The 26,362-nt window shown below is 36.1% G+C and carries 15 protein-coding genes and 1 pseudogene; 10 read left to right on the top strand and 6 right to left on the bottom strand.

The genetic code is table 11. From position 1 onward, the window contains the following. Positions 1 to 3: 3 nt before the first annotated feature. The 3 genes from BW983_RS01935 to BW983_RS01925 form a co-directional block, all read right to left on the bottom strand. On the bottom strand, positions 4 to 1,737 hold the full coding sequence (locus BW983_RS01935) for a phage tail sheath family protein (protein WP_076549494.1): 1,734 nt from the start codon (positions 1,735 to 1,737) through the stop codon (positions 4 to 6). An 87-nt stretch (positions 1,738 to 1,824) separates the two neighbouring features. Beyond that, entirely contained in the window at positions 1,825 to 3,540 is a 1,716-nt protein-coding gene (locus BW983_RS01930; protein ID WP_076549493.1) for a phage tail sheath C-terminal domain-containing protein, read from the bottom strand. Between the two features lie 53 nt (positions 3,541 to 3,593). Continuing rightward, on the bottom strand, positions 3,594 to 4,175 hold the full coding sequence (locus tag BW983_RS01925; protein WP_076549492.1) for a Pvc16 family protein: 582 nt from the start codon (positions 4,173 to 4,175) through the stop codon (positions 3,594 to 3,596). A gap of 481 nt (positions 4,176 to 4,656) precedes the next feature. On the opposite strand from BW983_RS01925, the gene BW983_RS01920 reads away from it, so the two are divergent. Together BW983_RS01920 and BW983_RS01915 are read left to right on the top strand one after the other, a co-directional pair. Further along, positions 4,657 to 4,977 carry a hypothetical protein gene (locus BW983_RS01920; RefSeq protein ID WP_076549491.1) on the top strand — a complete coding sequence of 107 codons (321 nt, stop codon included), beginning with the start codon at positions 4,657 to 4,659 and terminating at the stop codon, positions 4,975 to 4,977. 47 nt (positions 4,978 to 5,024) lie between these two features. Next, complete coding sequence (locus BW983_RS01915; protein WP_076549490.1) at positions 5,025 to 6,503, top strand: contractile injection system tape measure protein; 1,479 nt, start codon at positions 5,025 to 5,027, stop codon at positions 6,501 to 6,503. Between the two features lie 253 nt (positions 6,504 to 6,756). Here the strand turns inward: BW983_RS01915 and BW983_RS01910 are convergent, their stop codons facing one another. The 3 genes from BW983_RS01910 to BW983_RS01900 all read right to left on the bottom strand — a co-directional run bounded on the left by BW983_RS01910 (position 6,757) and on the right by BW983_RS01900 (position 11,429). Continuing rightward, positions 6,757 to 9,519: an RCC1 domain-containing protein gene (locus BW983_RS01910; protein WP_076549488.1), complete on the bottom strand. Its 2,763-nt coding sequence runs from the start codon at positions 9,517 to 9,519 to the stop codon at positions 6,757 to 6,759. A gap of 505 nt (positions 9,520 to 10,024) precedes the next feature. Further along, positions 10,025 to 10,873, bottom strand: a complete 849-nt coding sequence (locus tag BW983_RS01905) for a hypothetical protein (protein ID WP_076549487.1) — start codon at positions 10,871 to 10,873, stop codon at positions 10,025 to 10,027. A 1-nt stretch (position 10,874) separates the two neighbouring features. Continuing rightward, on the bottom strand, positions 10,875 to 11,429 hold the full coding sequence (locus tag BW983_RS01900) for an SMI1/KNR4 family protein (protein ID WP_076549485.1): 555 nt from the start codon (positions 11,427 to 11,429) through the stop codon (positions 10,875 to 10,877). Between the two features lie 315 nt (positions 11,430 to 11,744). Between BW983_RS01900 and BW983_RS01895 the strand changes: the two genes are divergently transcribed. The 8 genes and pseudogenes from BW983_RS01895 (at position 11,745) to BW983_RS01860 (ending at position 26,353) form a co-directional block, all read left to right on the top strand. After that, entirely contained in the window at positions 11,745 to 14,135 is a 2,391-nt protein-coding gene (locus BW983_RS01895) for a TonB-dependent receptor plug domain-containing protein (RefSeq protein ID WP_076549484.1), read from the top strand. Between the two features lie 25 nt (positions 14,136 to 14,160). Then, a complete protein-coding gene (locus BW983_RS01890) occupies positions 14,161 to 15,438 on the top strand; it encodes a DUF4374 domain-containing protein (protein ID WP_076549482.1) in 1,278 nt (425 codons plus the stop codon). Positions 15,439 to 15,530: 92 nt separating this feature from the next. Continuing rightward, on the top strand, positions 15,531 to 15,956 hold the full coding sequence (locus tag BW983_RS01885) for a hypothetical protein (RefSeq protein ID WP_076549481.1): 426 nt from the start codon (positions 15,531 to 15,533) through the stop codon (positions 15,954 to 15,956). 5 nt (positions 15,957 to 15,961) lie between these two features. Next, positions 15,962 to 17,422 carry a flavin-containing monooxygenase gene (locus BW983_RS01880; RefSeq protein ID WP_076549480.1) on the top strand — a complete coding sequence of 487 codons (1,461 nt, stop codon included), beginning with the start codon at positions 15,962 to 15,964 and terminating at the stop codon, positions 17,420 to 17,422. Between the two features lie 34 nt (positions 17,423 to 17,456). Continuing rightward, the gene (locus BW983_RS01875; RefSeq protein WP_076549478.1) at positions 17,457 to 21,326 is read left to right on the top strand and encodes an AMP-binding protein; all 3,870 of its coding nucleotides are present in this window, start codon (positions 17,457 to 17,459) and stop codon (positions 21,324 to 21,326) included. 17 nt (positions 21,327 to 21,343) lie between these two features. After that, on the top strand, positions 21,344 to 22,204 hold the full coding sequence (locus BW983_RS01870; RefSeq protein WP_076549477.1) for a beta-ketoacyl synthase N-terminal-like domain-containing protein: 861 nt from the start codon (positions 21,344 to 21,346) through the stop codon (positions 22,202 to 22,204). 12 nt (positions 22,205 to 22,216) lie between these two features. Further along, a pseudogene (locus BW983_RS24550) lies at positions 22,217 to 22,780 on the top strand (ketoacyl-synthetase C-terminal extension domain-containing protein); the annotation flags it as partial. Further along, positions 22,760 to 26,353: a KR domain-containing protein gene (locus tag BW983_RS01860; RefSeq protein ID WP_394333176.1), complete on the top strand. Its 3,594-nt coding sequence runs from the start codon at positions 22,760 to 22,762 to the stop codon at positions 26,351 to 26,353. The pseudogene BW983_RS24550 and the gene BW983_RS01860, both read left to right, overlap by 21 nt. The last annotated feature ends 9 nt before the right edge of the window (positions 26,354 to 26,362 follow it).

Here is a 26,362-nt window from a genome sequence, read left to right as displayed (position 1 = left end):
ATTTTATGCTTCCTGTAATTTGTGAGAAAAACGTAATACGATGAATTCAGCAGGACGTACTGCAGCCAAACCAATTTCGATATTCATTCTTCCTTCTAAAATATCCTGAGCGGACATTGTTTTGTGTAAACCAACGCTTACGTAAAAAGCTTCTTCCGGCTTGCTTCCTGCTAATGCTCCGTCTCTCCATTGCTGATCAAGGAAGTTTTCAATCATTGATTGTACACGAACCCATGTATTGGCTGTATTCGGTTCAAAAACGAAACGTTCTGTAGCTTTTTTCACAGATTCTTCCACCATGTTGAATAAACGTCTTACAGAGATATATCTCCATTCGTTGCTGTTTCCGTCTAATGTTCTTGCTCCCCAAACTAATGTTCCTTTTCCTGCAAAAGCTCTGATTGCGTTAATAGATTTTCCTGTTGAAGGGTCTACATTAAGCAAATCCTGATCTTTTGTTGAAAGCTTTACAGTAGGTGATTCTACTAAGTTAAGACCTAAATTAGCTGGTGATTTCCATACTCCGGAAGTACTGTCTACTTTAGCATACATTCCTGCAATGGCAGACGATGGCGCCAAAATTACTTGCTTAGATTCGATTGCTTTCTTAGCCTGATTATATAGCTCTGAGTTTTTTGATTTCAATTCAGATAATGTTCTAACATCACCTGCGCCTGTTACTAAAACATCTAGTTCTTTGAAATCATAGCTTAGAACTGTATTCAATTTCGGGTAATAAGCTGCTCCGTATTGTAAGCCTGCAGATACTACTCCATCTCTGAAGGCATCAGCATCTCCAAGAACATCCATAATAACGAACCTGTCTTTTAATAATTCTGCCTGATCTAAAGCTTTATTGTATGCAGAATATGCTTTATCAATGGCAACAGCATCACCAGCTCTGTCTAAAACTTCAGTTTTAACATCACCAGCATTTTTAGCTACGGTTTCAGCTGTCTCCAGGTTTTTATTATAGATAAAAGCAGCTGCTGAAGCGGCAATCTTAACATCGCCAACAGTAGCATTCGAAGGTGTTGCAGCTACTTTTACAGCATTAACAACGGCTTGAGCTGCCTGAGCTTGAACTACTTGTTTGGCAATATTCACGTCCGTAACCACATAAGTATTTGCCTTAGCAACTACAGCATCCACAACATCCTTTACAGTAGTAGGTGCTTCAATATTTGCTGCATCAGCCACCGTTTTTGCAGCAGCTTCTGCATGTGTAGCAAGATCCTTATTAGCTTCTGCAAGTTTAGCAGCAGCTGTAACAGCGGCAACATCAGCGTCAGCAGGAACTAAACCTTGAAGGTCAGGAAAGACAATAAGTGTAGGTTCATCTTCTTTTTTCAACAATTCAAGACCATATGATAAAGTTTCAGTGCTTGTTGTAGATTCTACGGCTACTTTAGCATCATAACCTCCTACAGAAATAATATAACAAGGACCACCACCATTAGCAAAATACATTTGCATAGCATAGTACATCTTAAAATCGTTTACTTTAGTCTGCATTGCAGTAGCAACACCGTCTTTGAAATCAACAGCGAAGGTTTCCAGGTTTGCTTTTCCAAAAGATTCTTCATATTCCAACATAGAAGTGATTCTCATTGGCTTATTTTTCTGACCAGCTGCTGTATATCCGATAAAAGCAGGAATAGCCGTTTCAACTTGCGCTACAGAAGGTGGAAATTTAGTTTCTTCCTCCACGTAAACTCCAGGGGTTTTGTAATTCATTTTTAAAAAATTTTATGTTAATAATTAATTATTCATCGAAGCAGAACTTCGAATATTTATTCGTGATTGATTTGTATGTTTTTAGGATTATTGTAATTTGTGCGAGAAAGTAAGGGTAATAAATTCTGCCGGACGTACTAAGGCTAATTCCAGATTTACTTTCATCGTACCTGTATCTTTTACTCCAACTACTGTTACTTTGTAAGCTTCTTTTGGAGTATTACCAGCTAAGGCTCCTTCCATCCATTGTTGATGAAGGAAATTTTCCAACATTGTTTTTGCACATACCCAAGTATAAGGAATATTGGGTTCGTTAATAAAGTTTTTGTCCAGAGCTTCTCTTATTGCCTGCCTGATCATATTATAATAACGACGTACATGAACATATTTCCATTCATTATCTTTATCATTATCATGTTTATCTTTTCCGTCAAGGGTTCTGGCACCCCAGATTAAGGACCCTTTTCCTGTAAAAGTTCTGATTGCATTGATAGATCTTCCAAAATCAGCCACATTTAAAGCCGCATGTTCTTTATCAGAAACTTTTTCGGTTGGATTAATGACATAATTGAGGTTTACATTTGCCGGAGCTTTCCATACTCCTCTTGTACTGTCTACTCTGCCGTATGCACCTGCAATTGATGATGATGGAGGCAACACAACATGTAAAGACATTATTTCTCTTTTCACATGATTGTATAATGCGGAATTAGATAGTTCTAAACTTTTAAGAGTCAAACCGTTTGCATCACCTTTTTCGTCTCTTACTTCTATAATGGCATTTTTTAATGATTCAAATTCTCCGCTGAAGACAGGTGCACTTTCATCTACTCCTTCAGGCATAACGAAATCATCAATTATTCCTTCATATATAGCATCAAAGACTGCTTGCGCCTCCGTAATCATTGTTACTAAAGTAGCTTTTTTCTCACCCGGATCGGCTGCTTCATTCACTTCTTCAGCAATTGCAATAGCCTGTCCCAATAAATCAGCAAGAACTAAAGCATTGGCAGATTCACTTGTAATTTCTGCACTTGCCAAACGTTTTAATTCGTCTATAGCAGCAATCTCACCTGCGTAAAAGGCATTACTGTCTTGCCCAGCTTTCTGTAAACCGGTATGAGTGATTGCTTTTTCAGTTTCATCGAATCTATAATTCAGGATAGTTTCTAAGTGAGGGAAGTAAGCAGCGGCATGATTCGTTAATTTTACTTTACTTCCAAATGATTCAATGGTGTTGAGGTTGTCTGTTTCGGTGATAGAATTTCCGAAATAAGTATCGAGTATGACAAACCTGTTTTTCTTATCAGTTTCTGCCTTTTCAATGGCTTTATTATAAATAAGATAAAAGTCTGTTTCTTTGTTTAACGAGATGGCATCAGGGAAAATAATAAGAATAGGTTCTTCAACATCTTCATGATCAACCATATTCAATCCTGCTTCCAGTGAAGATAACTGTACTTCCTCTGAAGTATAATCTCCTACAGAAATGATATAACATGGACCACCACCATTGGCAAAGTACATCTGAAGTGAATAGTACATTAAGAATTGTGCATCAGGAGCCACAAGAGTTGTTCCTTTACCTTCTACATCTTTTAATTGGATACTTTCTTTGTTTGCTTTTCCAAAATTCTGCTCATAGTCCAGAAGAGAACTGATTCTGAGAACTCCTTTATAGTTAGCCGGAATTCGCTCGGTATACCCAATAAATGCAGGCATAGCCGTTTCAATAAATGCAACTGAGTAGGGAAGTTTTGTAGTTTCTTCAACAGAAACACCTGGTGTTGCTGAATTTAACATGTTTAAAAATTTAAAGGGTTATTAGTTTTTGTTTTTAGTTTTTTTGGGAGGAATTAATCAACATTAATGCTTTCTATATTAACGTTATCAATTAATTTAACCTCAACTGCTTCATCCGGAGCAACAATTTTCACCACACTGATTTTATATAATACAGAAGGCATTATTTTTCCGCCCAGTAATCCCCAGATGTAGCTTAGCTGATCAAAAGGAACTGAATGCAGCTCGATTCTGAAAGTAAAGTTGTTTTTAGGCTCTCCATTATCGACATATTCTAAAACATTATTTTTTTGGAATACCTCAATTACTTTTGAAATATCTGCTAAAGATTTACTATACATATTTCTGTTTGCAGAGACCATTACATATAGATTGATGTAAGCCGGAGCACTTTCCTTATCATATCGGACTGGCTTTTTGTTTATCACAACCTGCTGATATCTTGATCTGTTTTTCAAGGTTGATTCTTCTTCAACACTCAAAAGACTAATGACTACCTTGTTATCAGTACTTTGGCTGTCACCTTCATGCTTTGCAATGTCATCTACAACTGCAACTTCATTTACAGACGGATCATATAAACCACCCGGACCATTTAGATGATTTTTTAAAACTGTTAATACTTTATAGATCATAATTTCTTTGCTTAATTATTATGGTGCAAACATACAATCACCACCCCTCAAAAGACAAATATTTTGCCTCCTCAATACAGTCTTTGCAGTAAATAGGATTTTGATTCTCATAAAAAAAAACAAAAAACAACGTGTTTAAAACACTAATAATCAAACGATTAAAAACATGTTTTAAAAATAAAATTTCAGTCATGAGATTTCCGGTGTCTTATTATGGTCAAATTTGATCTTCTTACTTGAACTGTATTTCTCCATTATAAATCATCAAATGAAATAAGGCATTGCCTGAAGTATTAGTAAAAAAAATAGATGCTTTTCTAATCAGAAATTTTATGCTTTCATTTCTTAAAATTTGGAAACCCGCATGATCAGGAAATGATTATTGTCTTTTACTGCAAAGACAGAATAGACCCGCCTTATTATTCGAAAAATAGCTTCTCTTCTTTCTAATTTTGACCCAATAATTTTAAAAACTAATCTCATGAATATTAAAAATATTTTTAGCAAGCGTAATGAAATCATTGATGGTCATTTCAATGAGCTACGTTCAAAACTGGGGATGGCAGATCAAAATGAAGAAGTTATTTTTTCTCTAAGGGAACAGATCTGTAATGCATGCCCATTAAAAAATGGCAACAATTGCAACGCAATGAAATGGCTTGATCCTAAAACACTGGAAGTTATAGATGCTCCAAAAGAAGGCTTTGTAAGAGGTTGCGGATGTAGATTGAGCGCAAAGCAAAGATCAAAACTAAGCCTTTGTCCGGCAGGTTTCTGGGGTGGAGAGTTTGACAGGAAATAGTGCGCGTTTCAAGACTCTCAATATTTTATAATTTAAACCTATTTAATGTGAATCAAGATCATATAATTCAGAAAGTTTTTATTGAAATTACCGTCAATAATAAAGAAAAAGCATTGAGTTTAAAAGATGATGTCAATAGCTTTTTATCTATTGATGTTTTCCCTCAAATAGAAAAGTATATCAATGCTTTAGAATATAAATTAGCTGGACAGACCTTACAAATTCCCACATTAGAATTAAATGTGGATGTAAAAAGCAGTGCATTAAATACTGAATTAAAGGATAAAATAGCTCAAGTCTTTAAGGAAGAACTGTCTGAAATTACAAAACCTATTGAAGATCAAAATCAATTTCAAAATCAAAATCAGGAAGCAAAAGACACTCCTCTGTCCTATCTTATGAATAGTCAGGAAAAACTGTTTCAGACATTTATTCATTTTCTAGAAAAAGGATCGATGCCCTGGTGGAATTCTGGTAGTAATAATATTTCCATTCTGGAGTCGGTAGTTTTTGATCAACTTATTGCAGCTGATAATTTTCAACAAAAAATGGTTTCTGTTTTGTCAAAAGAACATGTTCTAAATCGGATTATTAATCAGTTTTCAGATGAACAGATTATGCAATTGTGCCTTGCTGTCCTTAAAAATAAAGAACTGGAAATCAAAATAGAAGAAGAAACAATTTATCAAATAGCAAAGCTTAATCATAAGGATAAAGTCATCCTATGGCAACTGATCTTAAATGTAATATCAAAGTCTTTGAATACATCTGATAAAAATAATCTCCGGGAATATCTTTTACAACAAATTTCAAGAATTGAACAATCTGGTTCGCGAAAAATAAAAGCCAACCATAACATCGGAAAAACAATAGTTAAGATATTCCCTTTTATTAAAATCATTGATCTTAAAGAGAATGAAACACAGGAAAACAGGCAAAAAAGCACAATAGACAAGTCTGAAAATATAAATCCCCAGACTGAAGCTGTTTATCAAAATGATCTGGAGGTTCAAGAAGATACAAGCCAAGATGAAGGTCTATACATTCAAAATGCAGGGCTTATTTTGATCCATCCATTCATAAAACCGCTATTTGAGGATTGCAATCTTCTTCATCCTGAAACCCGAGAACTTACTGACCCTGAGCTTGGTGCCCATCTGTTACATTATATTGCAACCGGAAAAACAAACGCTCCTGAATGCAACATGATTTTTGAGAAATTCTTATGTAATATCCCTATGCATCAGACGATTAACAGACATATTAAGCTTTCACGCAAGCACAAAAAACAGGCTAAGAATGTCATAGAAAGTGTTCAGCACAATTGGAGTTCCATGAAAAAATCATCGGCAGAATTATTACAAAACGAGTTTTTCCAACGATCAGGAAAGCTTGTCATCACAGATTATGATTATACGGTTACAATAGAAAGGAAAACACAGGACATTCTTCTTGAAAAACTTTCGTGGGGAATTGGTCTTATTAAGCTACCCTGGCAGGAAAAGTTCATGTATGTAAACTGGTAATGGTTTGTTACAAATAACACTATCCTACACAAAACAATATCAATTTAATAGATTCGCCAATCTCTTCTCGTGTTCTATCACTCTATAAATGCAGAGAAAATTCTGCATCAAATATCCTAAAGTCAAAATAATTCTTCAGAGAAACAGTGATTTTTTTAAATAGATATTAAAGAATAGCGCCACTTTTAAGTGGCGCTATTTTCAAATACAATGTTCGGTTTAAAAAGATTTTAAACCTTATTTATTATAATGTTTATCGTTTGATGATTTGTACTGTTTTTACAAAATCATTAACTCCAATTACTTTCACCTGATAAACTCCTGATAATAATCTCGAAACATCAATATTTCCTTTAGTATCATTGATTGTTTTTGAAAGCATAGGACTCCCAGCCGTACTATAAACTGTTACCGAAATAATCTTTTGGTCCAAAGAAATTGTCAGAATATCCTGTACCGGATTTGGATAGACTTTCAGCTGATCTGCTTTCATCGAGGTTTCATTCACGGTTCTTGATAAGGCTCCCACAACAACGATATTACTCGTAGGACAGGCAACAGGTGTCAAAATTGGCTTGCTAACGGTTGTACCATCTCCTAACTGCCCCCAACTATTATGACCAGCAATTGATAAAAAGCCACTATTATTGATAACAAGTCCATTATTGCTTCCTAATGCAACACTTTGTCTATCTGTAGCTGTACCGATAGAGATGGGTGTATATCTATGTATAATCGTTCCATCTCCTAACTGCCCAGAGCTATTATATCCCCATGCCCAAAGAGTACCGTCTGTTTTTATGGCTAAAGTAGATCCCCAATATCCAGTAGCAAAGTTTCTCCAATTTGTTTCTACTCCTAATTGCGTTGGAATATTCTTTGAGATTTCAGTTCCATCACCTAATTGCCCCCATCTGTTATCTCCCCAAACCCAAATTGTTCCATCTGTTTTGAGCCCTGTTGAATGTTCTTTTCCTCCATCAACAGTTTTCCAATTTGTAGCCGTTCCTATTCGTGTCGGAATTTTTTTTGCAACTATAGTTCCATCACCCAGCTGTCCTTTAGAATTGTCTCCCCAAGCCCATAATGTTCCATCTGTCTTTATAGCGAGACTATGAGATATTCCAGCAGCAATACTTAACCAATCGGTTGCAGTTCCGATTTGTATAGGTGTAGTTTTATTGATAGTTGTATCATCACCTAGCTGACCATAATCATTCAGCCCCCAAGCCCAAAGTGTTCCGTCTGATTTTAGAGCCAATGTATGAGCATCCCCAGTAGCTACATTTACCCAGTCTGTTGCGGTTCCTACCTGTGTTGGAATATTTCTCTCCGTAATAGTTCCATTTCCTAGTTGTCCTTTAAGATTACTTCCCCATGCCCATAATGTCCCATCTGATTTAAGCCCTACGGAATAACGCATTCCAGCAGATATTTTCGTCCAATTATTAGCAGTTCCAATTTGTGTTGGTCTATTTCTATCAGAATTAGTTCCATCTCCTAGCTGTCCATAATAGTTATCTCCCCATGCCCATAGAGTCCCATCTATTTTAAGTCCTACCGAATGATAAATACCTGCATCAACACTTTGCCAGCAACCTGTTTCAGTAGTAGGAAGCGTAGTAAAAGAACCTCCTGACTCCCACTCTACCCAGCTGAATCCACAATTAGGAGCTACCCACCAATAGTAAGTGGTATCAGGTAATAAGTTTGTCAAATTTACAGTTGTAGAAATAGTAGTTCCATCATTTCCTCCAATAATAGGGCTCGTGCTATAAAGATACTGATAGCCTTGGCTAGGAGTTATCGTTGATGCTGTCCAGTTAAGAGTAGCTGTTGCAGAAGTAAGATTAGTTACTAAAAATTGAGTTGGAGGAATACAGACTCCAGGACATGCAATAGAAACAAATGTATTTTTATTGTTATTGACATTAACAGTCGTAGAAGTTCCATCGCCCAACTGCCCATAATTATTTTGTCCAGAAGCTTTTAAAGAGCCATCAATGCCTTTTACAAGAGCATAATTTTCTCCAGGGAAAATTTGCAGATTATCTGAAGAAGTTCCTATTTGCATTGGTATTGATCCTGCATTCACAGCTTCATTTGATCCATTCCCCAATTGACCATAATAATTATACCCCCATGTCCAAAGTGTTCCATCTGTTTTCGTTGCATATGTAGAACCATTCTTACCGGCAATATTTAGCCAATTTGTTGCAGTTCCCACTTGTGCTGGTATATTTCTTTTGACTGTAGTACCATCACCTAATTGTCCGTAATAATTCCGCCCCCATGTCCATAATGTACCATCTGTTTTAACTGCTACCGAATGATCATCTGCAGCATCAATGCTGCTCCAATTTGTATCTGTTCCAACTTGAGTTGGTTTATTTTTTTCAGTATTTGTTCCATCACCTAATTGTCCATCCATATTTACCCCCCACATCCATAATGTTCCGTCGGTTTTGATTCCTGCTGAATATTTATTTCCGGCATTCACACTTTTCCAATCCGTAGCAGTACCGATTTGTGTTGGGATATTTTTAGAAGTTGTAGTTCCATCTCCCAATTGTCCATAACCGTTTTTTCCCCACGTCCACAAGGTTCCATCTGTTTTCAATCCTATGACATGATCTTTTCCAACACTAAGACTTTGCCAATTTGCTGCAGTTCCTATTCGAGTCGGAACCTTTTTAGAAATCGTAGTCCCGTCTCCTAATTGTCCAGAATTATTATTTCCCCATCCCCATAATGTTCCATCTGTTTTAATGGCAAAAGTACTTCCACCTCCTGCACTAACAATTTTCCAATCCTTTAATGTTCCTATTCGGAGAGGTGACTTTCTCATCGTCACGGTTCCATCACCTATTTGCCCTGAGAAATTAGCTCCCCAAGCCCATAATGATCCGTCTGTTTTTATTCCTACAGAATGTTCTTCTCCCACACTAAGGCTCTGCCAGCATTGAGCAAAGGAATTTAGACTGATAAATACAAATAATAAAAGTATTCTTCTCATATTTTAATTTTCATGATATTCTCCTACTCGTATAGCTTTTCGGATCCGCTTCGTTTAAATGGTCTCTGAACTCCATATCATATCTGAGCATCAAACTTTTCCAAGATTCTATAAAAATATTTTCATACAGAATTGAGAGTGAAATACCTGTAATAATCCTACTATCAAATGTTTTTCACATCTGATTTACAGAAATATTCAAATAAATCATATCAGTTCGACATGACTTAGGACTAAAAAATTAGAGTTTAATGTTGGTTTTTAATTGTTGAAAACAATCAAATTTGATGAATGAGTAAAAGTAAATACGGTGTAGTTTCGTGAATTTTCATGGTTTAATTCGTTTTTAGATTTAGTTTATTAGTTTTCTGTAGCCAGTTATAATTTCTATCACTGACTGTAAAAATATATTTTTATTAGGAATTATAAAATTATTAATGAAAAATAATAATGATTTTACTTTTATATTAGTTTTAAACACATATAAAGGTTTATTGAAGACATTTTAATCCTCATTACCCACCATCCAATTCTTCATTTCAATACTAAACTCTAAATTGGGCATCTTATTGAGAAAGTCTACACTCTTTTTATCTGTCAGTTTACCGCCACTTTCTATAGTCAGTTCTTGTAAATGATTTAAGTTTTTTAAAGGGAATAATGAGCTGAAATCCCCTAAGTAACCTAAGAAAATTGTCTTTAAAGACTTTACTTCAGAAAGATTCTCTATTACATTTTCCATGTTCTTGCAAGACGTAAAATCAACATCTTCAAGTTGCGAAAACCCGGTAATCCAGGAAATATCAAATATCGAAGGAATACCAACCAAATACAACGCTTTCAGATTTTTTAAATTAGGTAGCGAAGACCAGATACATTCTTTACTTTTTTCTATTGAAAGTGTTTCCAATTGGGAATTAACAGGAAACTCAAAGTCTTCTTCTTCAAATTTTTCAATAAACAATGTTTTCAACGTCGAATGATTGAAAAGATTTTGAAAACGTTTAGAATAGATTGTAAACAGTTCTTCCAGATATTCAAGTTGTGACCAGTCAATATCTTCTTTCCCTCTGAACTTACTATTTTCTATTTCTAATCGCTTAACGTTTTTAAATTGAAGTATTTCCTCACTTCTATTGATTTCCACATCTTTCAAGTGTAATATTTCAATTCCACTAAACAAACCTGAAAATGAATCATTTGTAAGTATTTCTAACCCAATATCTTTCCCCGCAACGATCAGATTATAAATATTTTTCTCCTTCATTAAAGATAAGAGATCTTCTGCCGAATCACCTTTTTCAAGGATAATAAACTGATCTGTTCTGCCTTGTATTGTTGTTCCTATATACATTTTATAGCGTTTCTTCTCCTTTAGTTTCTACTGCTTTGATCAGCCATTCTTCAAAAGTTCTCCAAGACTTCAATTCGTCAGAGATTTCTACATATTCACCTATTGGATATTCGTGAGAAAAGACATCGTAGTTTTTTTTTCCATTTTTTGTAGTACAGAAGCCCATCCAATCCCCCATAGAGCAATGCATCCCAATCATTATAAAATCAGCGCTTACTTCTTCTCCCACGCTCTCAATTTCCTTCTGAACATTAGTATTATTCTCTGCTAACTCTGCCAGATTATATATTTCAAAGCATGGCAAATATTCCCCGATAAAAAATTGCCCACTTCCTATTTCCGATAAAAAATGATAATAGGACTCAGGAAGTAAATATTGAGTATAACTTTTAATTTCTTCTAATTCCTTACCTGAAATAGGCTGAACATTAAATTTCAAACTTTCCGATTCTATCATTTCCTCTCCATTTGTCCATTTTTTTGTTTCAAGAATTACTTTATTTTTTGAAACCCATTCTTTCAATATGCTTAACGCGTTGATAAATTCTGCCGTCATTATTTATAGTTATCTAATCTTTTTAAATTTTAAAAACCTGTCATTTTTGCAATACAAATCTATGTAATCTCTTCATGGTTCAGAGCTTAAATCTTTCCATCAAGATACAACCATCATTAAATACGACAATGTTAAAGGGGATTTGTAAACAAATTCTACTATTCTAAAAGCATTGATTTGTAAGGTAACAAACTTCGTCTATTATATAATAATCATTCTTAAAACCTGCAATATACTATTCAAAATATAAATCATGTTTATTTTTAAATCATTTATAAATTATTTATTTATATTTGGACTAATTATAAATAACACATGAAACCAATTTTTGAGCGTTTAAACTACATAAAGTTTACAGCTGTATTTTTTCTATCTGCTTTTTCAATAAATACTATTGATGCTCAAATAATTATAAGTATTAAAAATGAATTAAAGGAAGTAATTCCTGACGCTAAAATCACTGTTGAAGGAAATGATACTTTTTCACAACAGACTACAGATAAGAACGGACAAACAACTATTTACGAAAAACCAGGAAGTTATATGATTTCTATAGAAAATTCATTATTTCGTAAAAAAAGCTTTAAAGTTCAGCTAACCGGAGAAAAAGAAACTTTAAACGTAACTCTCATGAAATCAGCGTATGAAATTGAAGAAGTCATTGTTGAAGGAACGAAACTTTCTGCATTACAGAAGATACGAGAATCACTCTACACACCTGAAGTTATTGATTTTAAAGATTTTAAAACGACATCAAAAACAGTTGCTGAAGCCTTAAACCTAGCATCCGGATTGCGTATACAGCAGCAAGGCGGAATGGGTAGCGCACTGAATGTTATTCTTAACGGGATAGGTGGAAAAGATGTTCGTGTTTTTGTGGATGAAATTCCGGTTTATCTTTTGGGACGTGGTTTTGAACTACAAAATCTCACCGCCAATATGATTGACCGTGTTGAAATATACAAAGGTTTGATTCCTGTACAATTTGGTTCTGATGCATTGGGAGGTGTCATCAATATTGTTACAAGACAGAGTGAAAAAGATTTTTTAGGGTTAGGCTACACATATGGTTCCTGGAATTCTCATGAAGCGACGCTCAACACTTCAGGGCATCCTTTTAAAAACAAGAAGTTCTATGCAGGTTTTGATGCAGTCTATCGTCATTCGGACAATGATTACTGGATGGATGATGTGGATGTGGTAGTTGACGATTTGTATAATACAAAAAAAGGACGCGCCAGAAGGTTTAATGATCAATATGATTTTGCATTAGCTAAAGTACAGCTAGGGATAAAAGATCTAAGTTGGGCTGACAATATAAAATTTATCTCCTCTTTTACGCATACTTATAAAGAATGGCAGCATGGCATTACAGCTTTGCAACCCTGGGGAGAACCTTTTTCCAGAGAATATACAGGTGGAGCAGCCATTAACTGGAAAAAATCAAGTGCAGAAAAGAATAAATGGCAGATTGATGTAACTGCAGGATATAATTTTGAACAGACTTATTTTGAAGATATTTCTTCACGAATCTACTTCTGGGATGGCAGCTATGCTCAGGGAACCAATAAGGGAGAAAGCGGCTTATACAGTCAGGGGCGCACTCCAAAAATCAATCAGAATGTGTTCTATGCAAGAGAAAATGCTTTTTTCAAATTGGGAGATCATTATAAACTGAATGTTAATCTATTCAACACAAAAATGGAACTGTCCGGTGAAGATAAAGCGGGTACAGCCACTTACAAAGAAGATCCTTTCAAAATACCTCAGACTCTTTTCAATAATTTTTTCGGGACTTCACTTGAATCTAAATTTTTACAGGGACGACTGATTTCCAATACCTCTTTTAAACATTATTACAATAAAGTGAAGGGGGTTAACTTTAAAATTAGCAATGAATTTGATAAAATAAATACATCTTCTTCTTCCGATGTTGGTTTTGGACAGGTATTCAAATGGATGGTAACTCCTAAAGTTTCAATTCTTCCCGGCTATGAATATACAGTTCGTCAGCCTGACAGCCGAGAGATTTTCGGTGATTATATTACCATAAGCCCGAATCCTAATCTTAAATCTGCAAAAAGTCATAATATCAACTTCAAGGTACATTATAAGTCTTTGGACGGAAGATTATTTACAGGAATCGGAGGTTTTTACAGAAATTCAAAGGACCGTATTCTTCTTACTTCTTTCACTAATGCTCTTGCTGCTTACACCAATTTATTGAAAACGTCTACTCTTGGTACTGAAGGCTTTTTGGAGTATAAATTTAATAATAAAATCGGTTTGAATCTGAATGCTACTTATCTGGATACAAGATTACGGGGAGTAGATGATTCCGGAATTTTCAATTATCAATATATCGGAGCAAGAATTCCCAACACTCCTTACCTGTTTGGAAATACTCAGGTTTCTTATACGCTGGATCCCGGGAACAAACGAAACTATTATTTCAGATTTTTATATACCGGATCTTATGTACATGAATATTTTCTTACATGGGCTATCAATGGGGTAAAATCTTCTAAAACAACCATCCCTTCACAGTTTGTGAATGATATTTCAGTCTCCGTTCATTCTAAAAACGAAAAATGGAGCTTCGCATTAGATTGCAAAAATCTGACTAACGCAAAGGTGTATGACAACTTCTCTGTTCAGAAACCCGGACGAAGCGTCTATGCCAAAATCACCTATCTGCTTAACTAAACAAAAATCATAAAAAATCAAAACAATGAAGAACAAACTAACTGCTTTAAGTTTTATGCTGCTGGCATTTGTATCGTGTAACAACAAGGATGATGAACCGGGAAATCCTACATCTGATAACGGATCTGCAAGTTTTGCCCTAATCACAAGACCTCAAAATTCCAACGGAACTTCTTTTTCTGCTTATATGCAGAAAATTGAATCTCCAGATGTCACAGGAACAATAGATAATGCAAAAGCTCACGAAATTTCTGCTTCACATTCAGGAGGAGTCTATGAGTTTAAAAAATCTGTGTATGTGAATGATTATCAAAACAAATCAATCACAAGATGGACCTTATCCAATGGAAATACAGGAGAGAAAAAAGGTTCTATTGCGGTTCCTGAACTGGGATTCCAGGGAAATATTGCTTTTAAAGATGAAAATACAGCATATATAGGTGGATCAGGAAAGATTGTAATCTTTAATCCAACTACAATGACGAAAACCGGAGTGATAGACTGGACTTCAATGTCAAAAGTGGGACAGATAACTAATTTCCCGACTGCCGGAGCAAAAATTCAGGCAGAAGGTGTTACTGAGATCATCATCAATGGAAATTATATGTATGCCGCATTGTATTATATGAATGATTTCAATACGTTTACTCCGGCTACAACTACCTGTGAAATCCTTGTGGTAGACCTTACCAAAGTAAATAATTCTTCAAGTAATAATTCTAATGCATTGGTGAAAATAATCAAGGATACAAGAGGTTCTTTTACAGGTGCATGGAATACTGGTGGTGGCGTTTACTACATGAATAAAACGGAAAACGGAGACATTTATGTATTGTGTCACAATGTATTTGGAGGAGCTAGAAATGCTATTGGTAAACCGGCTTCTATACTTCGAATCAAAAACGGAGCTACAGAGTTCGATAATGATTATTATTTTAACCTGGAAGAGGCATCGCAAGGAAATGGTAATCCGATAACCAACTTCGAATATTATGGAAACGGAAAATTCCTCGCTACAGTATTAGACCCTTCAAAACTGGATGCTTCCAATCCATATTCTTATAATACAGACCCTATTTTCCGCTGGTGGAGCTTTGATTTAAATACAAAAACTGCTACAAAAGTAGATGATGACTACACTATTGGAGGAAAGGCAGCCAGATGTTATTTCGCAAACGGCTTTGCCTATGTTCCATTTGCCAATAAAACAAGCAATTATATCAATAAGATCAACTTAAGCAATCTAAGTAAAACCAAAATGGTCACTACTACAGGAATGTCTCATATTCTGAAACTAAACTAAGACCTTGTAATGTATTGAGCATCAAGGATACTCAGATGCTCAACCATTACAGTTCGTCATTTTAAAATTTTTACACTAAAAAATCAAATATTATGAGAAAAACCATGACCATACTCAGGTATGTCTTTGCCGTCATCCTTATACTTTTCGGTGCCATAGGAACTTATGCAATGTTTACAGAAGGCTACAACCCGCAAAGTGAGGGAATTCTACTGTTTGGAAAAACCTTCCGCCAGCTGCATGATGCGATTATGATGAGTTATTTGGGACCTTTTGTCCGTTTAGCACAATTGTTTGCAGGAATCCTTCTATTAACGAAAAGGTATTGGTGGATCGGGTTACTGTTCTTTCTTCCATTTGCTGTCAATATATTTTTGATCCACATCATTCATGATATGCCGCCTGCACATCCTGTATTTTTTGCATCAGGAATGATTGTCTCTATCATGAATTTTATTCTGGTATTTTATGAAAAAGACCGCTTGAAGCAATTACTCGTCAATCCTCAAACCAAGTAAACAAAATGACCTCTAATCACAAAGTATATCAAGCTTTAATTGTAGGATCAGGATTTTCCGGCATTGCAATGGCAATAAGTCTAAAAAAGCAGGGAATACATTCTTTTCTTATTCTGGAAAAAGCAAAAGATCTGGGAGGAACATGGAGAGATAATACCTATCCAGGTGCTCAATGTGATGTACCGTCTGCTTTGTACAGCTATTCTTTTGAACCGTTTTCCGGTTGGAAAAAAAAATGGTCTGATCAGCCACAAATTCTTGAATATCTAAGATATAATGTGGAAAATAATGATTTAAAAGACCACATTCTATATGAACAGGAATTTTCATCCTCGTCATTTATTGAAAAAGAAGGCTATTGGGAAGTGAAAACCAAACAGGGAGACATCTTTACTGCTCAATCTTTAATCATGGCAATTGGTCAACTTCATCATCCGAAAGTTCCCAATTTCAAAGGAAAAGAAATTTTCAAAGGAGATACCTGGCATTCCGCACAATGGAACCACTATATTGATTTGAAAGGAAAACGTGTAGGTGTCATAGGCAACGCTGCCAGCGCCATACAGTTTATTCCGGAAATTGTTTCGCAAGTAGAATCATTGACCGTATTTCAGCGAAGTGCAAAATGGTTATTACCAAAGAAAAATTCTTTGTACAATGATAAAGACAGGCGTTTGCATCAGAAATATCCGTTTATGCTGAATTGGTCTCGTCATTCGAATAATGCTTTCAACGGAGTATTTTATCATTTGATGGGAGAGAATAAATTCTGGAAAAAGTTTTGGCAGAGTGTAAGTATGAGCCACCTCAAAAAGTCTATCAAAGATCCTGAACTTCTGAAAAAACTCACCCCGGATTACCCAATGGGAGCAGTTCGTGTTCTCTTGTCTGATAAATATTATCCTGCATTGGCAAAAGAAAATGTTGAGGTAAACACTGAAGGAATCTCTCATGTAACGGAAGATGGCGTAGTTACCCATTCAGGAAATAAAATTCCTTTGGATGTCATCATTTATGCTACAGGTTTTGAAAGCCATCCGTTCATGAAAGACCTTGATATATTTGGATTAAAGGGAACTTCTATAAAGAGTACATGGCAACATTCAACAGAGACCTATCTGGGAATAACTACTTCAGGTTTCCCGAATTTCTTCATGATGTTCGGTCCCAATACGAATCTGGCACACAGCTCCGTCATTTTAATGATAGAAAGCCAGGCACATTATATCACTGAGTGTTTAGCTCATATTTCAAGACATAAATTGAAATATATGGATGTAAAACTTGACTTTCAAAAGCAATTCACTTACCAGGTGAACGAAAGAATGAAAAAAAAGACCTGGGTTCAGGTAAAAAACAGCTGGTATAAAGATGGTGACATCATCATCAATAACTGGCCCGGAAAAGCCAAGGAATATCAAAAGCTGACAAAAGCGGTAGATCAATCTGCCTATACTTTTTGTTAATAAAAATAATCACCAATAAACAAATACAACTAACATGGAAAAAAGTCATGTTCAAGTTATACCTCATATCTCAAATCATCAATTATCTGCAGAAGATAATAAGTGTCTGATCGATTTTCTGATTAAAAGAAGTATACAATATCCTCATAAAACCGCATTCAGCGACGTAGATATTGATCTTCAGGAAACCCCACTTACCTATTCGGAATTTTTATTTCAGGTAAAGGAATATGCACAGATTTTAAAAAATGAAAGAATAAAAAAAGATGACCGATGTCTGTTGATTTTTAACCAGGGTATTGAATTCATCATTGCATTTTTAGCTTGCCAGTGGATTGGAGCTATTCCCGTTCCCCTTAATATTCCGGGACGATCGAAATCATTAGACAAATGGGAAAATATTGCAAAAGAATGCCTTCCTGAAGCGATCATTACCGGTAAAAAAACTGCTTCGAGATTGATTCAGTCTTTGAGTAAATCAAAATTACTCAGCAAAATACAGGTCATTGAGGTAGAAATTATTGCATCAGATAAAACAGAATCTTCTTTTACAGATCAACCCAATATTCATCCTACCGCATTTTTGCAATACACATCCGGTTCTACGGGAAACCCTAAAGGTGTAGTTGTGACACAAGATTCATTGATTAAAAATTCCAGAGAGTCTAAAAAGAACATGAATGCCACTCCCGATAGTGTCTTTGTGAGCTGGCTGCCCTTTTATCATGACATGGGACTGATCTTATTTATCGTTCAGACAATTTATAACGGAAACAGCCTGTACCTGATGAAACCTGAAGATTTTATGAGCAGACCCCTCAATTGGATGTATGCGCTTAGCAAATGGAAAGGTACACATACGGGAGGACCTAACTTTGCTTATCAACTGGTTGCTGATAAATTGATACAGCTTCATCAGGAACTTAAAAAGAATAACCAGCAAGCCGATTTTTCTTTAAAAACGTTGAAGATGTGTGCTTCAGGAGCGGAACCAATTCGTTTTAAAACGATTTGCGATTTTCAAAATGCTATTTCTCTATTTGAAGCTCCTGATCATGTTATTTCTCCCGGTTATGGACTGGCAGAAGCAACTTTAACAGTGGCTTTGAATAAAGAAGGTGAACAGGTAAAATGGCTAAAAGCAGACAAAGAGGCACTGAAGAGAAACATCGTAGTTATCAAAGATAGCGGCTTTATGGAAATAGGTAGGGATTTCGATAATGATGAAAATTCTATTTATCTGGTAGGCAATGGACAGGTCATTGACAATCATGAGGCTGATATTATATCGGTTTCAAACCTTGAAGCTGAACTGCCTGATTCTATTTCCAAAATCAATATTCTGGAGCCTTATTCTATTGGTGAACTATGGTATTCAGGACCTTCTGTTACCAACGGATATTATGAAAATGAAGCTGCTACTGATGAAACCTATTTTAATTCTGTATCTAATAGTACCACTTATTTACGGACAGGCGATTTAGCATTCAAAGATGAGGACGGGCAGATTTATATTGTTGGAAGAATTAAAGATCTTATCATCATCAGAGGTTTAAATTATTATCCTCAGGATATTGAACGTACTTCCTGTTATTCACATCCTGATCTGAGAATAGACGGAGCTGCTGCTTTTGCCATGAATAAAGATGGAAACGAATGCTGCTATCTTGTACAGGAACTGACCAGAAGCGCCATCCTATCTCCTAAGTTTGATGAATATGCAAGAGCAATCCGAAATGCCGTATTACAAGATCACGGAATAGCAATAGACACCATTCTTTTTGTAGCTCCCATGCATGTTCCCAGAACAACCAGTGGTAAAATTCAAAGACGATTGGCAAAACGTACAACAGAAATTAATGAATGGGAGAATATTTTACACATTTCATCTTTAAATAGTAAGGTATTAAAAAATAAAACAACCCATTTTAAATCTCATATTCAGGAAGATACACTTAAAAACAGCATTAATGATTTACAGTATTTTCTGAGAACAAGAGTTGATAGTTATACAATTGATGAAAGACGTTCTATCCCACCCTATATCATGACTGAATTTTCCAGAATGGGATTGATGGGGCTTTTGATCTCACCTGAAGATGGTGGCTTAGGCTGTAATCTCAATCAGGCAAGAACTATAATAGAAACCATTTCCTCCGCTGATCTTACATTAGGACTGTTTGTAAGTCTTCATAATTTACTGGGACTGCATCCTATTGCAAAATTTGCCAAAGAAGAAATAAAAGAGAAAATTGTCAGAGATCTGGCAACCGGAAAAGGAACTGCCAGCTTTGCCCTAAGCGAACCCGGTGCCGGAAGTAATCCCAATGCTGGTAAAACTTTTGCACAAAAAAATAACGGTTATTGGATCTTAAACGGTGAAAAGTGCTGGGTAGGTTCTTCTTCATGGGCAAGCTATCTGACTTTAATCGCTCATACTCAGGACGAAAATGGTAAATACCTTGGACAATCTGCATTTTTAGTACCACAAGGAACTCCTGGATTACAACATATTGAAGAATGTATGACTATGGGAATGAGAGGTACGGTACAAGGGCACTTTATCCTGAATGATGTAAAAATACCTGATTCACATGTATTGGGAGAAATTGGCAAAGGTGCTGAGGTTCTTCATGAAGTAGTATCCATGGGACGTATAGGAATCAATTCTATGTGTATTGGAATTTTAAAAACCGTTTTATCCCGATCTAAACAATGGGCTGAAAACAGAAAAGTAAACTCAGGATATCTCATTGATCAACCTATGGTTCTTAAACAACTTAACGAACTCCTTTGGGTACTTGAAATTATCGAAACCTATCAATCAAAACTCGTACAATGGAAAGACGAAGGACTACTTCTTCCTGATATGCTGGTAAGCGCCGGAAAAATCTTTTCCACCGAAGAAACTTGGAAAGGAGTTGATTTTCTGATGCAGCTCACAGCAGCCAGAGGATATTCAGAACATAACGGTATTGCACAACTTTTCCGTGATGCCCGTGTATTGAGAATATTTGAAGGACCTTCGGAATCGTTAATTGCTGATCTGGGAGGACGTACTGATGAAAATATTATGGAAACATTAAACTTTTTAACCTATCAGCATGTAGCCATCAATACTAAAGCTCAAACAGAAAAAATACAGCTTACTAAACAGCAACTTGAACAGAATCCAACTGATTCTGACAGCCAAAACAGGAAGTTTGCTCGATATGCTTTTGGAGAAATACTTACCTATCAGCTCATTGTCTGGATGTGCCAGGACGACATTTCATCCCACGCCAAAAACTGGCTGGAGAAAAAAATCACTACCATTACAAAGGATGCTCTTGAATTTAATACAGATTTACTTCTTAAACAACGATTTGAAAAACAGTTCAACCATGTATTGAAAGATCATCAAACGATCTACACTCAGTCTATCTTGAATGAAACTTCTATCCGTTCGCCTTTCAGAGATCTGCGCGCGATAGAAACACAAAATATATCTGAAAAGCAAGATATTACTGAGAAGGTAATATTTAGAGCAACAACACCTCAGACAACCAATTCTTCTTCCATCAACCCAAAATCAATAAACAAAAATGTTTCGGAAGTAGAAAAATGGATCTATAACTGGTTGGAAAAAGAAGCAGGAATCGAACGCAATCAGTTTACTCCTTTTACCTCTTTTTCAGAATATGGATTGGACTCTTCATTATCAATACGATTCATAAGTGACATTAATGCCCATTATAAAATTCATGTGGAACCATCCATCATCTGGAGCTATTCAACAGTCAACGAACTGGCAGCCTACCTATGTGAATTTGAAATCAAATCCTCCGAAAAAACAGCGATTAACGACAACGGATTGGACGACGATTTTCTGAAAGGACTATTGAATGATGAAATACAACCATAATCTCAAACATCAAAAATATGAACACCATCAAAAAAAATAAGATAGCGGTCATTGGTTTGGATTGCAAATTTCCCGGACAGTCCAATGGTCCGGATCAATTTTGGAAATCGCTTTTAGATAAAAAAGACGGCATAATCCCAATTCCTGCTGATCGTTGGGATCATTCTTTTTATTATGATAAAGAAGGTGGAAAAGGAAAAACCTTTGTAGATCGTGCAGGTTTTATTGCTGACGTATTTGATTTTTCTCCTTCCAGCTTTGGGATACCAGAAAAAGAAGCTGCCGATATTGACCCTCAGCAACGTTTGCTTATTCAGTCCTCATGGAATAGCATTCAGAATGCAGGATATAAAATTGATGCCATCAAAGAAAAAACAGGTGTATTCTTTGGGCTGAGCTACCGTGATTATTACGATTTCGACATTGCTCCGAACGGTGTAAACGGTTATACAGCCTCCAATCCATTGGGAAACTGTAATGCCATTGCCGCAGGAAGAGTGGCTTATTTATTAGGATTAAACGGACCTGCTATCCAGTTGGATACAATTTGTTCTTCCTCCCTTATGACCCTTCATTTAGCCTGCCAGAGCTTATTGAACGAAGAATGTGATTATGCTCTTTCCGGCGGAGTGAACTGTATTCTGTCACCACATGCATTAGTAGCATTAGCACAAATGGGTGCTTTATCAAAATCTGCAAAATGCCAGGCTTTCTCCAAGCATGCGGATGGCTATATCCGTGGTGAAGGTGTAGGAGTTCTATTACTTAAACGTCTGGAAGATGCCGAAAGAGATGGAGACTATATTTATGGAATTGTAGAAGGCACAGCAACCAATCATGACGGAAGAAGCAACGGATTAACCGCACCCAACGGTTAAGCACAGGTAAAACTCATAGAAACCTGTCTGAAAAAAGCTGGACTTTCTGCCGGAGACATAGGCTATATAGAAGCTCATGGAACAGGAACTTACCTGGGTGACCCGGTAGAACTGGAAGCACTATATCAGGTATTCGGGAATGAAAAATCAGAAACAGATCCTCTTTTTGTAGGGTCTGTAAAATCCAATATAGGACATCTGGAGCCCGCAGCAGGAGTAGCATCCCTGATAAAGTCTTTACTTATCCTTAAAAATAAATCAATCCCAGCTGGATTACATTTAGAAGAACTGAACCCGGGTTTTAAATGGAATGAAAAACACATCGTCCCGGTAAAAGAAACTCAGGATTGGAAAAACGAAGCAAAATACATTGGCATCAGTGCCTTTAGTATGACTGGGGCTAATGTTCACGCCATATTAGGTCAAGCGTCTGAGCAAAAGATAAACAATTCCTCGGAGTCATTATCTGAAACATACCCGATTCTCATTTCAGCCCAAAACGAAACCACTTTACATCAGTATGTTTCTTCACTTTTATACAGCATAGATGAAAACATGCCTATCTCTACTCTATCCAATACATTCATGAATGGGCGGGAAGTATTTGAAGAATCAATCTATGCTTCTTTTAACAATACAAAAGAATTGATTATAGGATTGGAAAAATTTCAAAACGGACTTCAGAATGTTTTCAAAACCGTTTCACTGAAAGGAAAGAGAAAAAGAAACCAACTTGTATTGAACATTGGAAACTTTACCGATTTTAATCCGGAATACCTTCAAAATTGGCAGAAAGAAGCATTATTCGCTCAATCCATTACTAAGACAGATCGTATTCTGACAAAATTATTCGGGAAATCACTCCATGATCTTTCAAAGAATCCTTCTTCAGAACTGGAACAAAAAGCGATCCGTTTTGCCCAGACGTTTATATGGACTGACAGCATTATTTCCACACTAAAAACCAATGCCGAATTAAATACATCAGGCGATGGAGATTATCTGGGCGTTGTTTTCAGCGGATTAGTAACCATTGAGGAAGCCTTATTACTTTTTATTCTGGAAAACGGAACAAAACGGGCACAACTTCTTGACAAAATTACCTTTCATTCAGGAAATCATCATTGGGAAAAAGCTGAAAAAGCTGCTAACAAGGAATTCTGGCTTGAGAAAAAAGATGATGCTTCGGTAAAAGAGATCACAGTAAACATTTTCAATGATACCTATTCCATTTCACAGGCAAATAAAACGGATGAAGTCTCTGATTTTCTAATGTACTGTTATGCAAAAGGCGTTGAAATTGATTGGAACCCACTTTTAGGAAGCACTATCTTAAAAAAAGTACCCCTTCCTCCTGCACCGCTTGCTGTGGCAACTTATATTTCAGAATCATATAGAATAAACAGCAGAAAAGATCCGAATGCAGGTCATTTTAATACATCCGTAAAAGAGACCCTCATTGCTTCCATTTTACATCATCAGCTGGATTCTCAAGAGAATGAAAGAAAAAGATTTACTTCATCATTTAGCCCGAAACAGGATGTCTTCATTAAAGATCATATCGTTAACGGAACTTATATTTTCCCAGGTTCAGGATACCTTTCTATGATTGTTGAAGCACTTTTTTATCTTAAAAAAAGTCATCAGATCACTTTAAAAAATGTACAGATCTTCCAACCGATGAGCTTTCTTTCTTTAGAAGAGAAAAGAGAAGTACAGCTGGATTTGGTCTATGATTTCGATAAGAATGAAAAGTCGCTTATAGAAAGCGGTTCCTGGGAAATCAAGAGCAGAAAAGATCAGGAAGACTGGATACTTCATATCAAAGGTAGTTTTGGAATTCGTTATGAAAATATCTTACCTGAATCATTAGTGACAATTAATGATGCGGTTTTAACTCCTGTTGATACCTTGGTATTTTATGACCAATTGGATCATTGGGGAATAGAATACGGCCCGGAATTCCGTTTGCTTAATCAGGTGAAAGCTGATGAACGGAGCATGAAAGCAGTAATAAAACAGAATGAAAGGCTAACGGAATTACTTGCTTCACCGGAACTGTTGGATGCCTGTATGCATGCTTTATTTTCAGCCAAAACGTTTGAGCAGTTCTCCGAACCTTTTGTGCCTTCCCGTTATGATGAAATTAATTTCTATCAACCACTCCACGGACCTATTCATGCTTCAGGAATTTTGTTAAAAGCAGATCCGGAAGCAATGAAAGCCCAATTCAGTTTCTGTGATCCGGAAGGAAATCCTATGATGGAAATTACGTCTATGGAAATCCGAAAAATTTTAACCGAGTTTTTAAAACCCGAAAAAGAAACAGAAATCGTGTATGAAGAGAAATGGAAAAAGCTAGACATCAGCTTAGAAAACAATCAGGAAAACACAAATGATTATCCTTCAAAAGAAGTATGGGTTTTTCTGGATGCTCTGCAAGCTCACGAGGCATTTTCCGCTTTTGAAAAGAATACTGACAATATTCCTCAAATCAGTCTGATTCAAGAAGAAGAAGTTGATACTAGTTTCCATCAAAAAATACCAATATTCAACGACATCTCAAGCCTGATTAAAGGTTTGAAGGAGGATAATGAACAACTCATTCTTTTTGCGCCACCTATTGATGACATTAAAGGATTATCCCTAATGTTCGCCGTATGTAAAGATCTGCTGTTGAATGTAACTAAAGATCTAAACTTCAGATTATGTACTACTAAAGGAATCGCCATCCATTCTGAAGAAAAAGTCAACCCCTTCCATACAGCACTTTGGGGATTAGCCCGAACCATGCCTATAGAAGCGAAACAAAAATGGAAAGGTGTTATTGATATAGTATCCATTCAAAAAGTGGCATTGCTTTCACAGGTAAAAAATCTTTTCACTGATGATCAGTTGGTATTAAGAGATAAAGCTTTATACACTCCGGTTCTTACAAGAGAAGTTGAAACGCATTCCGATAATATCTTACCGAAAGGAGATTGGAAAAATCCGGTACTTATTACAGGCGGATTGGGGCAAATGGGTCGTGTATTTACCGAACAACTGGTTAAACTTGGATGTACAAAAATCTATCTGTTGTCCCGTAATCCTTCATGGTTGCTGGCAAAAGATAGCGAGATCATCAAGCTTAATTTAAGTTCATCACAGCTCAATTTCCGCAAATATGTGGAGCAATGCAGATCTGAAGGTGTTTCTATTTCAGCCGTTGCAGGAAAAGTAGATTCCGCTGAAGATATGAAAAACATTGCTGCTTTATTAAAAGAACAGGGGATCGAAGAAATCAATATCATTCACGCAGCCGGAGCCATTACCAGAAATAAAATCACGGAAGCCAATACCGAAGAACTGGAATCAGAGTGGGAAGCCAAGTATGAAGGGGCATTACAGTTGGATAAGCAATTCAAAAACTTCAAGGTAGGATTTACCTTATACACCTCATCTATTGCCTCACTTTGGTCAGGAGAAGGAGTATCTGGATATTCAAGTGCCAATTTATTGTTGGATGGTCTTGCTATTAACAGAAATCTTGAAGGAAAAAGAACACTTTCAGTACGTTTCGGAAGATTTGCAGAAAAAGGACTGATGAAGGATGAGGAAGCAAAAGAGCTGGAAACTTCAGGCATTTTAACGGTTCCTATGAGTGTTGCGGTTGATAAAGCTTTGAAAATGGCTACAACAACAGTCCTCACAACTCCCGGAATTATGAATATCGATTGGAAACGGTTTACCCCGCTGTATCAATTGCTTAATCATAATCAACTTTTATCATTGCTTGATCATAAGGAAACAATCTCAGGGAATAAAAGAGAACAAAACCCTGGTAAAAATACAGACAGACCTTTACGAGAAATCATCAGAGAAATGGTAGCAGAAGAACTTGAAATTGACATCGATGAGGTAGACCCTTCTATCCCACTTTTTGAATTGGGGCTGGATTCTATTCACTCATTAGGCATACGAACCGATCTGGAGGAAATGCTTGATATCAAATTATCGGTAAGTCTCATTTACGACTTTAATACCGTGGATCTTTTAAGCCAACATCTTGAAGAATTGACTAAAAAAGGCTCGGATTCCTCCACAGAAGATCAAAAAGAAGAAAGTGAAGAGGATCTATTACAGCTTTTAATGCAGGAACTGCAGTAAATACCAAAA

It is taken from the genome of Chryseobacterium ureilyticum (genome assembly GCF_900156735.1).
GTDB classification, from domain to species: Bacteria; Bacteroidota; Bacteroidia; order Flavobacteriales; family Weeksellaceae; genus Chryseobacterium; species Chryseobacterium ureilyticum.
Note: the sequence above shows the minus strand (reverse complement) of the source record. Positions and strands in the feature narration are given on the sequence as shown.

What these genes read in the sequence shown, in the direction of transcription:
- BW983_RS01860 (WP_394333176.1), top strand. Translation starts at nt 22,760, where the DNA reads ATGCCTATCTCTACTCTATCCAATACATTCATGAATGGGCGGGAAGTA.
- BW983_RS01885 (WP_076549481.1), top strand. Translation starts at nt 15,531, where the DNA reads ATGAGAAAAACCATGACCATACTCAGGTATGTCTTTGCCGTCATCCTT.
- BW983_RS01925 (WP_076549492.1), bottom strand. Translation starts at nt 4,175, where the DNA reads ATGATCTATAAAGTATTAACAGTTTTAAAAAATCATCTAAATGGTCCG.
- BW983_RS01895 (WP_076549484.1), top strand. Translation starts at nt 11,745, where the DNA reads ATGAAACCAATTTTTGAGCGTTTAAACTACATAAAGTTTACAGCTGTA.
- BW983_RS01920 (WP_076549491.1), top strand. Translation starts at nt 4,657, where the DNA reads ATGAATATTAAAAATATTTTTAGCAAGCGTAATGAAATCATTGATGGT.
- BW983_RS01890 (WP_076549482.1), top strand. Translation starts at nt 14,161, where the DNA reads ATGAAGAACAAACTAACTGCTTTAAGTTTTATGCTGCTGGCATTTGTA.
- BW983_RS01870 (WP_076549477.1), top strand. Translation starts at nt 21,344, where the DNA reads ATGAACACCATCAAAAAAAATAAGATAGCGGTCATTGGTTTGGATTGC.
- BW983_RS01935 (WP_076549494.1), bottom strand. Translation starts at nt 1,737, where the DNA reads ATGAATTACAAAACCCCTGGAGTTTACGTGGAGGAAGAAACTAAATTT.
- BW983_RS01880 (WP_076549480.1), top strand. Translation starts at nt 15,962, where the DNA reads ATGACCTCTAATCACAAAGTATATCAAGCTTTAATTGTAGGATCAGGA.
- BW983_RS01905 (WP_076549487.1), bottom strand. Translation starts at nt 10,873, where the DNA reads ATGTATATAGGAACAACAATACAAGGCAGAACAGATCAGTTTATTATC.
- BW983_RS01930 (WP_076549493.1), bottom strand. Translation starts at nt 3,540, where the DNA reads ATGTTAAATTCAGCAACACCAGGTGTTTCTGTTGAAGAAACTACAAAA.
- BW983_RS01900 (WP_076549485.1), bottom strand. Translation starts at nt 11,429, where the DNA reads ATGACGGCAGAATTTATCAACGCGTTAAGCATATTGAAAGAATGGGTT.
- BW983_RS01910 (WP_076549488.1), bottom strand. Translation starts at nt 9,519, where the DNA reads ATGAGAAGAATACTTTTATTATTTGTATTTATCAGTCTAAATTCCTTT.
- BW983_RS01875 (WP_076549478.1), top strand. Translation starts at nt 17,457, where the DNA reads ATGGAAAAAAGTCATGTTCAAGTTATACCTCATATCTCAAATCATCAA.